We start from the raw sequence: 12,878 nt of genomic DNA, 5'->3' as shown, positions 1-12,878 counted from the left end.
CATCCGTCCCGCGACGTGTTACCAGCCACCGCCAATCCTGAAAGGGAATAACGAGTCGGCGCTGTCCATTCCGGTCCAGCGCTTTTTCGCATTCAAAGGGCTGGCCATGGCAAAAATCATCGAAACGTCCACCGGCGCACTGGCGCTGACCTTTGACGACGTGCTTTTGCAGCCTGGTCATTCCGAGGTCATGCCCGGCCAGACCGACATCCGCACTCGCATCGCCGGCGACATCGACCTCAACGTGCCGATCCTGTCGGCGGCGATGGACACGGTCACCGAGGCAAGGCTTGCCATCGCCATGGCGCAGGCCGGCGGCATCGGCGTCATCCATCGCAATTTCTCGCCCGCCGAACAGGCCGAGCAGGTGCGGCAGGTCAAGAAATTCGAATCCGGCATGGTGGTCAACCCGGTCACGATCGGGCCCGACGCCACGCTCGCCGACGCATTGTCGCTGATGCGCACCTATTCGATCTCGGGCATTCCGGTGGTCGAGAATGGCGGCGCCGGTGGCCACAAGACCGGCCGGCTGGTCGGCATCCTGACCAACCGCGATGTGCGCTTCGCTTCCGATCCGGCGCAAAAGGTCTACGAATTGATGACCCGTGAGAACCTGATCACGGTCAAGGAGAACGTCGACCAGGACGAGGCCAAGCGGCTTCTGCACCAGCACCGCATCGAGAAGCTGGTGGTGGTCGACAAAACGGGCAATTGCGTCGGGCTGATCACCGTCAAGGACATCGAGAAGTCGCAACTCAACCCGCACGCCACCAAGGATGCGCAGGGGCGCCTGCGCGCCGCGGCCGCCACCAGTGTCGGTGATGACGGCTTCGAGCGCGCCGAGCGTCTTATCGAGGCCGGCGTCGATCTTTTGGTGATCGACACAGCGCATGGCCACTCGCAGCGTGTGCTGGACGCGGTGACGCGGGCGAAGAAGCTTTCCAATTCCGTGCGCATCCTGGCCGGCAACGTCGCCACCGCGGAAGGCACACGGGCGCTGATCGACGCCGGCGCCGACGCCGTCAAGGTCGGCATTGGCCCGGGCTCCATCTGCACCACCCGCATTGTGGCTGGGGTCGGCGTTCCGCAGCTTTCGGCCATCATGTCGGCGGTCGAGACAGCGCACAAATCAGGCGCCTCGGTGATCGCCGACGGCGGCATCAAATATTCCGGCGATCTCGCCAAGGCACTCGCCGCCGGCGCCAGCGCCGCCATGATCGGCTCGCTGCTTGCCGGAACCGACGAAAGCCCGGGCGAGGTCTATCTGCACCAGGGCCGCTCCTTCAAGGCCTATCGCGGCATGGGCTCGGTCGGCGCCATGGCGCGGGGCTCCGCCGATCGCTACTTCCAGGCCGAGGTGCGCGACACGCTGAAACTGGTGCCGGAAGGCATTGAAGGGCAGGTTCCCTATAAAGGACCTGTGTCTGGCGTGCTGCACCAGCTTGCGGGCGGGCTGAAAGCCGCTATGGGTTATGTTGGTGGCCGCGACCTTGCCGATTTCCGCGACCGCGCCACCTTTGTGCGCATATCCAACGCCGGACTTCGTGAAAGCCACGCCCATGACGTCACGATTACCCGCGAAAGCCCCAACTATCCCGGCGGAGCCTGATTCTTCCGGGCTTTGGGCGAACTTGACCGCCATGGTGCTGCGCTTGTCGCGTCATGTGGGGGCGCTCTGCTTCCTCTCGGTGGCGGTTTTTGTCGCCATGACGGGGATGGAGTTCTTCTATTTTCGTCGACTGAGCGGGGGCCTGGCTTCGCTCGACATGCGTTATTTCGGATTCACGCCCGACGAAGGCATGGCCTGGCTGACGGCGCTTGGCCGGCGCGGCAGCGAGATCATCCTGGTCTGGCACTACCTGACCTTCGATCTTCTGTTTCCGGCGCTGTTGTCGCTGACGCTGGTCAGCCTGATCCTGGCAACTGGCCGGCGCCTGAAGAATTTCCGCGTGCTGCCGGCGCAGATGCAGGCGGTCTTCGCGCTGATCCTGGTGCTGCCCTATACACTCGCCGACTACGCCCAGAACATCGCCGTGGCGCGCCTTCTGTCCGATTTCCTCTACGCCAACCCGGACTCGCTGTCCTTTGCCTCGGCGCTGATCGTCACCAAATTCGCGCTTCTCGCCGTCCCGGTCATCGTCATTGCCGCTTTCTGGCTGGCAGGCCAAAGACGTCGGAGTTGAAGCGGAGCAGGGCAGGGGCGGCTTCATGAACCAGACCACGATCTTCTGGCCTGTGCTGGCTCACGTGCTGCTGATCTACATCGTCTATATCGTCATGGGCCGGCGCCGCTATTTTGCTGTCAAGTCGGGTGAAGCCAAGGTCGGCCAGTACAAGGTTCGTTCGACCGAGCCGGCCTCAACTGTCACCGTCGCGAACAATTTGATCAACCAATTCGAACTGCCGGTGCTTTTCTACGTGCTGTGCCTGACACTGCACATGACCAACGGCGTCAATTACATCACCCTCGCACTGATGTGGATTTTTGTCGCGTCGCGCTATTTTCACGCCTGGTTTCACCTGACCAGCAACAAGCTGCTGGTGCGCAACCGCTCCTTCGGGTTGGGCGCGGTGGTGCTGGCGCTGGGCTGGATCTGGCTGGCCCTGCACTTGCTCGCGATCGTATGAGCTGCGCTAATCACCTTCTCGAAAAAGGAAGAGGGAAAGGCCGGCGCCTATAGATCGAACACCGCGATCTTGCGATTGTCGAACTTGATGCCGATCTCGCCGCGTACCAGCTTCAGCGCGTGTTCGCCGAACACGGCGCGCCGCCATCCTTGCAGCGCGGGCACATCGGCATCCTCGCCCTCGGCGGCGATGCGATCGATGTCATCGCTGGAGGCCAGCACCTTCGAGGCGACGCCCTGTTTTTCGGCGACGATCCTGAGCAGGACCTTCAACAGTTCCGCGGCCGCATTCGAGCCCTCGGGCGGCTGGAAGTTTTTCGGCAGTTTCGGCATCTGCTCCTTGGGCAGGGCGAGCGCGGTGTTGACCGCGCTGAGCAATGCCGTCGCCGTCGAGGAGCGTTCCCAGCCTTTTGGCGTGGTGCGCAGCTTGGCAAGGGCTGCCGCATCGCGCGGTCCTTGCTGCGCGATCTCGTAGATCGCGTCGTCCTTGAGCACACGGCCGCGCGGCACGTCGCGCTCGCGCGCCTCGCGTTCGCGCCACGCCGCCACGGCCTGCACGATCGCCAGTTCCTGGGGCTTGCGAAGCCGCATCTTCAGCCGCTTCCAGGCATCCTCGGGGTGCGGATCGTAGGTCTCGCGCGAGGTCAGGACATCCATCTCCTCATTCAGCCAGTGAGCGCGGTTTTCCCGCGCCAGCTCGGCGTTGAGATGCTGATAGACCTCGATCAGATGGGTGACGTCGGCCAGCGCGTAATCAAGCTGCTTGTCGGACAGCGGCCGATGGCGCCAGTCGGTGAAGCGCGACGACTTGTCGAGCCGCGCCCCGGTGATGCGCTGTACCAGCTGATCGTAGGAAACGCTGTCGCCGAAGCCGCAGACCATCGCCGCCACCTGGGTATCGAACACCGGGTGCGGAACGAGGTCGCCGAGATGGACGATGATTTCGATGTCCTGGCGCGCCGCATGGAAGACTTTGACCACCGCCTCGTTGGCCATCAGCCTGAAGAAGGGAGCCAGGTCGATGTCAGGTGACAGCGGATCGATCAGCGCGGTCACGCCGGGCGCGGCCATCTGGATCAGGCACAGGATTGGCCAGAAGGTCGTTTCGCGGATGAATTCGGTGTCGACGGTGACGAAATCCGACTTTTCGAAAGCGGCGAGAACGGTCTCGAGTTCTTTCTGGGTGGTGATGACGTGCATCAAATCGCTTTTGGCAGGAGTAGGGTCTTCCTAGATTTCAGCCGGGAAGGCTTTCGTCAAGCGCCGGTATCGGCGTCGTGACGCGGCTGGGCCGCCGGAATCGCCGTTTTTGTCACTCGGCCGAGCGAAACTGGCCGAAATTCACAACAGGTGCGGCGAAGCGACAGCCTTGGCCGCAGGAACATTCCCCGCCGGATTGAGTCTCCGCCGGGAGGCGGTCATTCAATCTGCGTCGACGTTCAGCGCTTTCATCGATGCCGCATACGTGACAAACGCTTCGATATTTTCTTTGGGATAGCCAAGAAGTGTGCCTTCCAGTCTCGCCAGATCATTTGACGTGAAGACGCCAAAGGCCTCTCCGCTCCGGCACATTCGAGAGATCAGCAGGCTGAGCTTGCAGCGCCATTCCTCGGTCGGCAGGCAGTAGCGACGCTCTTCGATGGAGGTTACAGGGTCGACATAGGTGAATTTGAGAATACGCCCTTCATCGACGAAGGGCTTGAATTGCGCGTCGCCAATGTCTTCGGCGTCCATTCCCGCTTCCGCCGCGAACAAGGCCATCGGCTTCATGCCGCTGAGCATCAGTTCCAGCTCGCGGTGGTTATGTGGCCCAATGCCGGATGGGAGCGTGCGTTTTGGCATCGGGCGTCTCCGGATTGCGTCGAATGGCATCTTCACAGGAAACGCTTTTTCAGACAATGCCGCTCAAGGTCCGGCGATGGCCCAAACCATCCGCTTGCCTTGACAAAGCCGGCCTCTCATGCGCTTTTCGCGCCAATTTCGAGCCGGGCCTCAGCCCGCACCCCAGCATCCGGACTTTACCAATGACCATGCACCGCTACCGCAGCCATACCTGTGCCCAGTTGAGAAAGAGCGATGTGGGCAATTCCGTCCGCCTGTCGGGCTGGGTGCATCGCGTGCGCGACCATGGCGGCCTGCTGTTCATCGACCTGCGCGACCATTACGGCCTGACCCAGATCGTCGCCGATCCCGATTCGCCTGCCTTCAAGATCGCCGAGACCTTGCGCGGCGAATGGGTGATCCGCGTCGATGGCGAGGTCAAGGCGCGCTTGCCCGAGACCACGAACGCCAATTTGCCGACCGGCGAGATCGAGATTTTCGCCCGCGAGATCGAGGTGTTGTCGGCGGCCAAGGAATTGCCGCTGCCGGTGTTCGGCGAGCCCGATTATCCCGAGGACATCAGGCTGAAATACCGCTTCCTCGACCTGCGCCGCGAGACACTGCACAAGAACATCGTGGCGCGCACGAAGATCATCGCCGAGATGCGCAAGCGCATGGGCGAGGTCGGCTTCACCGAATTCTCGACGCCGATCCTGACCGCCTCGTCGCCGGAAGGCGCGCGCGACTTCCTGGTGCCGTCGCGCATCCATCCCGGCACCTTCTACGCGCTGCCGCAGGCGCCGCAGCAATACAAGCAGCTGATCATGGTGTCGGGCTTCGACCGCTATTTCCAGATCGCGCCCTGCTTCCGTGACGAGGACCCGCGCGCCGACCGCTTGCCCGGCGAATTCTACCAGCTCGACCTCGAAATGAGTTTCGTCGAGCAGGACGACGTGCTGTCGACCATGGAACCGGTGATGCGCGGCGTCTTCGAGACCTTCGCCAACGGCAAGCCGGTGACGCAGAAATTCCAGCGCATCCCCTATGATGTCGCCATGCGCAAATACGGCTCCGACAAGCCGGACTTGCGCAACCCGATCGAGATGCAAGCCGTCTCCGACCATTTTCGCGATTCCGGCTTCAAGGTGTTCGCCAACATCCTGGCCAACGATCCGAAGGCCGAGGTGTGGGGCATTCCGGCAAAGACCGGCGGCAGCCGCGCCTTTTGCGACCGCATGAATAGCTGGGCGCAAGGCGAGGGCCAGCCGGGGCTGGGCTACATCTTCTGGCGCAAGGAAGGCGACAAGCTCGAAGGCGCCGGCCCGCTCGCCAAGAACATCGGCGAGGAACGTACCGAGGCGATCCGCTTGCAACTCGGTCTTGCCGACGGCGACGCCGCTTTCTTTGTCGCCGGTGATCCGAAGAAGTTCGTGTCGTTCGCCGGCGCGGCGCGCACCCGTGCCGGCGAGGAGCTGAACCTCGTCGACCGCGAACGCTTCGAACTGTGCTGGATCGTGGACTTCCCGTTCTTCGAATGGAACGAGGAGGAGAAGAAGATCGACTTCGCCCACAACCCGTTCTCGATGCCGCAGGGTGGCATCGATGCGCTGAACGGCGAGGATCTGCTCGGCATCAAGGCCTTCCAGTACGACATGGTCTGCAACGGTTTCGAGATCGCCAGTGGCGGTATCCGCAACCATCTGCCCGAAACCATGGTCAAGGCGTTCGAGACGGTCGGGCTCGACCGCGCCACGGTCGAGGAGCGCTTTGGCGGCCTCTACCGTGCCTTCCAGTATGGCGCGCCGCCGCATGGCGGCATGGCCGCCGGCGTCGACCGCGTCGTCATGCTGCTGGTCGGCGCGAAGAACCTGCGCGAAATCACCATGTTCCCGATGAACCAGCAGGCTTACGACCTGTTGATGAACGCGCCGTCGGAAGCCTCGCCGCAGCAGCTTCGCGAACTGGCGCTGCGGGTAGCGCCGACCAAGAAGGACTGACGGGTGCAACTGCCCTTTCTCCCCGTCACTATACGGGGAGAAATGTCCGGCAGGACAATGAGGGGCAGCGCGGGCTGGCGATTTGCGAGCGATCGTAGCAGCCGAGGCCTTCTGACAGGCAATCGTTTCAGACTGGAATTCATATTCGCAAGCGTCGGCGCTGCCCCTCATCCGCCTGCCGGCACCTTCTCCCCGTATAGTGACGGGGAGAAGGCAGCTAATTCGATCAGTCCTCGTTCGCCTTGACGCTGACGCCGAGCGTCTTCGGCAGGTCGAGCGGGTTGGACATGGCGCCCGCCATGATCAGCGCGAACGGCACCGATGCCGGCGGCTCGGCCGAGATTTCGAGACTCTTCGGATCGTCGAGATATTTGCTGACCGCCGCCGTAACCTGGGCCGTCAGCTCGGGATTGTTGAGCTGCGCCATGCCGAACGGCACGATTGCCTTGGCTTGGTTGGCGATGTCCTTGGCCGACATGCCCTGCTGCTTGCCGACATAGTCCAGCACCTTGCCGGTCAGCGAATCGTCGTCGAAGCGGATCGATGCGCTGTTGAACGAAAGCTGCTGCAACAGGCCGAGCATGGCCATGCCTTGCGCTGAATTGTCGGCGCCTTCCGGCTGTGCGGCCATCTTCTTCTGCATCTCCTGCAGCGACTTGATGAAGTCGATCGTGTAGCCGCCGAGGTCGAAGGTCATGCCAAGCGTGCCGGCATTCTCGACGGATATGTCGTATTTCGACAGCTCCATCTTGCCGTCCGACGGCTGCCAGGTGCCGGCCATTTCAAGATTGCCCGAAATGTTCTGGTAGCCGAGCGCGTTGATGACCTCCTTGGACTTGGGGTCTTCGACCAGCGAGAGATCGGCCGTGAATTTCTCCGTGTTGGCGGTGAATTCCATCGCCTTGCCGTCGGCGGGCGGCGTGATCTGGATGGCAAGCCCGTCCATCGAAAAAGCGGTCTTGTCGGCGACCTTGACCGTCATGTTCGAGAGTTCAGCGGATTTGTACATCATCAGCGAGCCAAGCGGGCTGGTGGAGCCGTCGGCCGGCACCGTCATGTCGTGGATGACGAAGGGGCTGAGATCCAGGGTGACGCCGTCCTTGCTGTGTTCGAAGGCCGAGGTCGACACGGTGCCGATATCATAGCCGCCATTGGCTTCGGTGATGTTCTCGAGCTTGACGTCGCCGATCGTCAGCGCTTCCTTTTCCGCGGCCGGTTTCACGGACACGCCCTGCAGCACCATGCTGGTGTTGTCGCCGGTCACGCCGGTCCAAGAGATGTCGACGCCCTGGGCGGAGAGTGCTGCCTTCAGCCGGTCCGCGACCGCCGCGTCCTGGGCAAGGGCCGCATTCAGCGGCAGCGTGAGCAAGAAGGTCGAAAGTGCGAATTTCCGGAGAGTTGAGCGGTTGATTGTCATCGCAAGGTCCCTGAGAGTGTCCTGAAATTATTTTTCAATTCTTTGCGCCATCACCATTCCGTGACGAACTGGACGGGAGAAAGGCGTGTCCCGGCACAATGGTCGAAAATCGCGCTGAAAGGCAAACCCGATCCGACCGCTATTGGAGAATGCAGTGAATTTGGCATGAAGGTCGAGCCGCCAGCGTGCTTCGCAATAGATGCGGCATGTAACAGATTGATGTTGGCCGGCAAGCTCGACCTTGCGGTTTTCTGTTGCAGAATTGCGCGCAAATCGACTGCTCCGGTGCGCGCCTCTTGCCGCGAATCACCCGCTCGGCTAGGTGCAGCCCATGGGAAAAAGGCTTTTGCCGCCTGACAATGGCGGCGGCGATCATATCGAACCAGTCGACCTCAAGAAGGCGCTGGAAGAGCGCTATCTCGCCTATGCGCTGTCGACCATCATGCACCGGGCGCTCCCGGATGTGCGCGACGGACTGAAGCCGGTCCATCGCCGCATCATGCACGCCATGCGCCTGTTGCGCCTCAACCCCGACCAGGGGTTCGCCAAATGCGCTCGTATCGTCGGCGAGGTGATGGGCAAGTTCCACCCGCATGGCGACCAGTCGATCTATGATGCGCTGGTGCGGCTGGCGCAGGATTTTTCGATGCGCTACCCCTTGGTCGACGGCCAGGGCAATTTCGGCAACATCGACGGCGATAACGCCGCCGCCATGCGCTACACCGAAGCGCGTATGACCGATGTGGCCACCGATCTGCTTGCCGGCATCACCGAAGACGCGGTCGACTATCGGCCGACCTACAATGAAGAGGACGAGGAGCCGGTCGTGCTCCCCGGTGCCTTCCCCAATCTCTTGGCCAACGGCTCGTCCGGCATCGCGGTTGGCATGGCGACCTCGATCCCGCCGCACAATGCCGCAGAGCTCTGCGACGCGGCGCTGCATCTGATCGAGCATCGCGATGCGCCGGTGGCGAAGCTGATGGATTTCGTCCAGGGTCCGGATTTTCCGACCGGCGGCATCATCGTCGACAGCCGTGCCTCGATCCTCGAAGCCTATGAGACCGGCCGCGGCGGGTTTCGCGTGCGGTCGAAATGGAACCAGGAAGACCAGGGCAGGGGCACCTGGAGCATTGTCGTTACCGAAATCCCCTATGGGGTGCAGAAGGCGCGGCTGATCGAGAAGATCGCCGAGCTGTTGATGGCCCGCAAGCTGCCGCTGCTCGAGGATATCAGGGACGAAAGCGCCGAGGACATCCGCGTCGTGCTGGTGCCGAAGAGCCGTTCGGTCGACCCAGGCATTCTGATGGAATCGCTGTTCAAGCTGACCGAGCTCGAAAGCCGTTTCCCGCTCAACATGAATGTGCTGTCGCGCGGCAAGGTGCCGAACGTGCTGTCGCTGAAGGGCGTGCTGCAGGAATGGCTGGACCACCGCCGCGACGTCCTCATCCGTCGCTCGAAATTTCGCCTCGACGAGATCGAGAGGCGGCTGGAAATCCTTGCCGGCTACCTGATCGCCTATCTCAACATCGACGAGGTGATCAGGATCATCCGCGAGGAGGATGAGCCCAAGCAGGTCATGATGGCCCGCTGGTCGCTCACCGACACCCAGGCCGAAGCGATCCTCAACATGCGGCTGCGCGCCTTGCGCAAGCTGGAGGAATTCGAGATCCGCAAGGAATTCGACGGCCTGACCGCGGAGAAGAAGCAGATCGAGGCACTGCTGGCGTCCGATGCCAAGCAGTGGTCGACCATCAAGTGGGAAGTCACTCAGGTTCGCGACAAGTTCGGTCCGGAGACCGAGATCGGCAAGCGCCGCACGCAGTTCGCCGACGCGCCCGAGCACGACCTGACCGATATCGCGCACGCCATGATCGAGCGCGAGCCGGTCACCGTGGTGGTTTCGGAAAAAGGCTGGCTGCGGGCGATGAAGGGCCATCTGGCCGATTTTTCGACGCTGACCTTCAAGGAGGGCGACAGCCTCAAGCTCGCCTTCCATGCCCAGACGACGGACAAGGTGCTGGTCTTCACCACCGGCGGCAAGTTCTACACGATCGGCGCCGACCGGCTGCCGGGCGGCCGCGGCCATGGCGAGCCGATCCGCATCATCGTCGACATGGACAATGACCAGGACATCGTCACCGCCTTCGTCCACGATCCCAAGCGCAAGCTGCTGCTCGCCTCTTTCGACGCCAACGGCTTCATCGTTCCCGAGGAAGAGGTGGTCGCCAACACCCGCAAGGGCAAGCAGGTGATGAACGTCAAGGCGCCGGACGAGGCCAAGCGCTGCGTGCCGGTCACCGGCGATCACTTGGCCATCGTCGGCGAGAACCGCAAGATGCTGGTGTTCGCGCTCTCGGAAATTCCGGAGATGGGTCGCGGCAAGGGTGTGCGGCTGCAGAAATACAAGGACGGCGGCCTGCTCGACCTCAAGCCGTTCACGCTGGAGACCGGTCTCTCCTGGCAGGATTCGGCCGACCGTACCTTCACCCGGTCGCGCGAGGAATTGGCTGAATGGATCGGCGCCCGGGCGTCGGCGGGACGGATGGTGCCTAAGGGATTCCCAAGGACTGGGAAGTTCGGCTAGAAGCTGCCGATCTCCTCCCTCGTGGGGGAAATGGCCGGCTGGCCAGAGGAGGCGCTGTCCCGCCAGCGCATCAAATGGCTGGCTACACCTCTCGCAATTCTCGGTCCTTAAGGTCAGATCAGAGGTTCACGCCCCCCTCTGTCCTGCAGGAGATTCCCCACGAGCGGGGAGATTGGCAGCTGCGCCATCACCATTTGGAGTATCGTCACGATTGCTGCACTATATCGGTGCATAACTGACCGGATGGGCCGGGGAGAACAGGGCGTTTGAAGGAAGCAAAGATCCAGAAGCCGGAACGGCAGCAGCGCCTCTTCGGGCTGTCCACACCGCTTCGTTCGGCCGTCATACCGCCGCTCTCGGCGGCGCGCTGGCTGCTGGTGCTGATCGTTGCCGCCGGGGTCTATTTTTTCCACGGCTTCCTGTTCCCGGTGCTGGCCGCCCTCGTTATCGCCTTCGCCAGCTGGCCGCTCTACCGACGGCTGCTGGTCGGCGTCGGCGGCAACCGAACCATCGCCGCCACATTTGCCATCCTGTTCATCCTGGCCTTCCTGGTGATACCGATCGCGCTTGCCGGCACTTACGCCATCAACGAGGTGCGCGAATGGGTCGGCTGGGCGATAGAGACCAACCGCCACGGTGCGGTGACGCCGCACTGGATCGCCACCCTGCCTGTGGTGGGTGAGTGGCTGAACGAGCAGTGGACGACCAATCTCGGCCATCCCGGCGGCATCGGCGAACTGATCCAGCTGGTCAGCGGCGCCAATATAGGCAGCATCTACCGCGGTGCGCTCGCCGCAGGCGGCAGCGCTTTCAGCCTCTTTCTGACGCTGCTGTTCATGATGATCGCCCTGTTTTTCGCCTATCGCGACGGCGAGAATTTCGCCGGCCAGATCGACCGCCTCGGCGAGCGCATCCTGCCCACCCGCTGGGAACGGATCTCGCGCGTCGTGCCGGCGACCATTTCCTCGACCGTGACCGGCATGACGGTAATCGCCATCGGCGAGGGACTTGTGCTGGGCATCGCCTACTGGCTGGCCGGTGTGCCGTCGCCGGTGACGCTCGGCGCGCTGACCGGCGTCATGGCGCTCATCCCAGGCGGTGCGCCATTGTCCTTCACCCTGGTTTCGATCTACCTCGCCGCCAGCGGCTCACCGATGGCCGGCCTGGCGCTGTTCATCTGGGGCACGGTCGAGTTGTTCGTCGTCGACAAGACGTTGCGCCCCAAGCTCGTCGGCGGCCCGATAAAACTGCCCTTCCTGCCGACCTTTTTCGGTTTGATCGGCGGCGTCAAGACCATGGGTTTTCTCGGCCTGTTCATCGGCCCGGTGCTGATGGCGCTGCTGGTCGCGATCTGGCGCGAGTGGCTGCGCGAGGTGGAACTGGCCGACGAGATCGTGCCGCCGAATGAAATCGAAGCCGGTCCACAAATCGAGGTCCTGCCCGAACCCAGCGTGGTCAAGAAAGCCAGCGCCTGAATCTCGACCTCTACGCCGGATGGTGTACCGCGAGGTCGCCGCGGCGCTTGCGCCCATCATGCAACTGCCAGAGCGAATGGACGACCAGCGTGACGATCAGGATGCCGCCGCCGATCAGGCTGTTGCGGGTCGGCGTCTCGGCAAAGATCATCCACACCCAGATCGGCGCCAGCACGGTTTCGAGCAGGTAGAACATCGCCACTTCCGGTCCTGAAATGTATTTCGGCCCGGCGGCGAGGCAGAAGAACGAGATGGGCATGATGACGGCGCCGTTGAAGATGATCCACCATGGCGCGTTTACGTGAAAGCCTTCGCCGCTCACCATGAAGGCCGCCAGCCCAAGCGGCAGAAGGACGCCGATCAGCGAGGTGAATCCCATATCTTTGCCGCTGGCTCGCGAGAGGGTGATGGCCACCGCGATGAAGAAAGCCGAGCACAGCGCCATGAAATCACCGAACAGCTTGCCGCTGCCAACCGAACCGCCGACGATGACCAGCACGCCGAGGATCATGACCAGCATGGCCGCGATCGTCACCGCTCCCGGCCTTTCCCGTAGGAATATCCAGGACAAGAGTGCGGCGAAGACGGTGTTGAAGGCCAGGATGAACACCAGGTCGGCGGTCGAGGTGTGGAAGACCGCGGTAACGAAGGTGATCGAGGTCAGCCCATAGCATATCGCCACGATCAGCCCGGACCAGCCGGGGATAAGCGGCGGGACATTCCGGCTCAGCGCGCGCCAGACCGACCAGATGATCATCGCGGCGATGAAGGTGGTTCCGGTTCGCAGCAAAAGGATGGTCCACGCGCCGCCATCCGCAAGGCGGATCAACGGTATGTCGACGGTCAGTATCAGTCCGCCGATGGCGGTTATCAGAAGGCCCTTCTGGTGATCATGGTGAGAGGACATGCAGGAACTTTCGCAATTGAATTGCAGGCGGCCGGTCGGCGCAAGCGCGC

10 protein-coding genes are annotated in these 12,878 nt (G+C 62.5%); 6 read left to right on the top strand and 4 right to left on the bottom strand.

All coding sequences use genetic code 11. The features are described from left to right. Positions 1 to 106: 106 nt before the first annotated feature. The 3 genes from guaB to LB516_RS04080 are packed head-to-tail and all read left to right on the top strand — an operon-like array spanning position 107 to position 2,628. On the top strand, positions 107 to 1,609 hold the full coding sequence (gene guaB, locus LB516_RS04090; protein ID WP_015318286.1) for an IMP dehydrogenase: 1,503 nt from the start codon (positions 107 to 109) through the stop codon (positions 1,607 to 1,609). A gap of 31 nt (positions 1,610 to 1,640) precedes the next feature. After that, entirely contained in the window at positions 1,641 to 2,183 is a 543-nt protein-coding gene (locus LB516_RS04085; protein ID WP_224718987.1) for a hypothetical protein, read from the top strand. A 25-nt stretch (positions 2,184 to 2,208) separates the two neighbouring features. Then, the gene (locus LB516_RS04080) at positions 2,209 to 2,628 is read left to right on the top strand and encodes an MAPEG family protein (RefSeq protein WP_140720803.1); all 420 of its coding nucleotides are present in this window, start codon (positions 2,209 to 2,211) and stop codon (positions 2,626 to 2,628) included. A 47-nt stretch (positions 2,629 to 2,675) separates the two neighbouring features. On the opposite strand, the gene rnd is transcribed toward LB516_RS04080, so the two are convergent. Together rnd and LB516_RS04070 are read right to left on the bottom strand one after the other, a co-directional pair. Next, positions 2,676 to 3,827, bottom strand: coding sequence for a ribonuclease D (rnd, locus tag LB516_RS04075; protein ID WP_140720801.1), 1,152 nt, complete (start codon positions 3,825 to 3,827; stop codon positions 2,676 to 2,678). Between the two features lie 222 nt (positions 3,828 to 4,049). Continuing rightward, a complete protein-coding gene (locus tag LB516_RS04070) occupies positions 4,050 to 4,469 on the bottom strand; it encodes a hemin receptor (protein ID WP_224718986.1) in 420 nt (139 codons plus the stop codon). Positions 4,470 to 4,657: 188 nt separating this feature from the next. On the opposite strand from LB516_RS04070, the gene aspS reads away from it, so the two are divergent. After that, the gene (gene aspS / locus LB516_RS04065; protein WP_224719178.1) at positions 4,658 to 6,445 is read left to right on the top strand and encodes an aspartate--tRNA ligase; all 1,788 of its coding nucleotides are present in this window, start codon (positions 4,658 to 4,660) and stop codon (positions 6,443 to 6,445) included. A gap of 226 nt (positions 6,446 to 6,671) precedes the next feature. Here the strand turns inward: aspS and LB516_RS04060 are convergent, their stop codons facing one another. Then, positions 6,672 to 7,862: a hypothetical protein gene (locus LB516_RS04060; protein WP_140718259.1), complete on the bottom strand. Its 1,191-nt coding sequence runs from the start codon at positions 7,860 to 7,862 to the stop codon at positions 6,672 to 6,674. A 331-nt stretch (positions 7,863 to 8,193) separates the two neighbouring features. On the opposite strand from LB516_RS04060, the gene parC reads away from it, so the two are divergent. Next, the gene (gene parC / locus LB516_RS04055) at positions 8,194 to 10,446 is read left to right on the top strand and encodes a DNA topoisomerase IV subunit A (protein ID WP_224718985.1); all 2,253 of its coding nucleotides are present in this window, start codon (positions 8,194 to 8,196) and stop codon (positions 10,444 to 10,446) included. Between the two features lie 266 nt (positions 10,447 to 10,712). Continuing rightward, positions 10,713 to 11,921, top strand: coding sequence for an AI-2E family transporter (locus LB516_RS04050; RefSeq protein ID WP_015318277.1), 1,209 nt, complete (start codon positions 10,713 to 10,715; stop codon positions 11,919 to 11,921). A 10-nt stretch (positions 11,922 to 11,931) separates the two neighbouring features. Here LB516_RS04050 and LB516_RS04045 read toward each other — a convergent pair whose 3' ends face one another. Continuing rightward, on the bottom strand, positions 11,932 to 12,828 hold the full coding sequence (locus LB516_RS04045) for a DMT family transporter (protein WP_224718984.1): 897 nt from the start codon (positions 12,826 to 12,828) through the stop codon (positions 11,932 to 11,934). Positions 12,829 to 12,878: the final 50 nt, after the last annotated feature.

This window comes from Mesorhizobium sp. CO1-1-7, from assembly GCF_020164885.1.
In the GTDB taxonomy this organism is placed as follows: domain Bacteria; phylum Pseudomonadota; class Alphaproteobacteria; order Rhizobiales; family Rhizobiaceae; genus Mesorhizobium; species Mesorhizobium australicum.
This window is presented reverse-complemented; position numbering and strand designations above follow the sequence as displayed.

Excerpts from the sequence above, each read along its gene's own strand:
- guaB (WP_015318286.1), top strand. The coding sequence starts at position 107 with ATGGCAAAAATCATCGAAACGTCCACCGGCGCACTGGCGCTGACCTTT.
- LB516_RS04085 (WP_224718987.1), top strand. The coding sequence starts at position 1,641 with ATGGTGCTGCGCTTGTCGCGTCATGTGGGGGCGCTCTGCTTCCTCTCG.
- LB516_RS04080 (WP_140720803.1), top strand. The coding sequence starts at position 2,209 with ATGAACCAGACCACGATCTTCTGGCCTGTGCTGGCTCACGTGCTGCTG.
- rnd (WP_140720801.1), bottom strand. The coding sequence starts at position 3,827 with ATGCACGTCATCACCACCCAGAAAGAACTCGAGACCGTTCTCGCCGCT.
- LB516_RS04070 (WP_224718986.1), bottom strand. The coding sequence starts at position 4,469 with ATGCCAAAACGCACGCTCCCATCCGGCATTGGGCCACATAACCACCGC.
- aspS (WP_224719178.1), top strand. The coding sequence starts at position 4,658 with ATGCACCGCTACCGCAGCCATACCTGTGCCCAGTTGAGAAAGAGCGAT.
- LB516_RS04060 (WP_140718259.1), bottom strand. The coding sequence starts at position 7,862 with ATGACAATCAACCGCTCAACTCTCCGGAAATTCGCACTTTCGACCTTC.
- parC (WP_224718985.1), top strand. The coding sequence starts at position 8,194 with ATGGGAAAAAGGCTTTTGCCGCCTGACAATGGCGGCGGCGATCATATC.
- LB516_RS04045 (WP_224718984.1), bottom strand. The coding sequence starts at position 12,828 with ATGTCCTCTCACCATGATCACCAGAAGGGCCTTCTGATAACCGCCATC.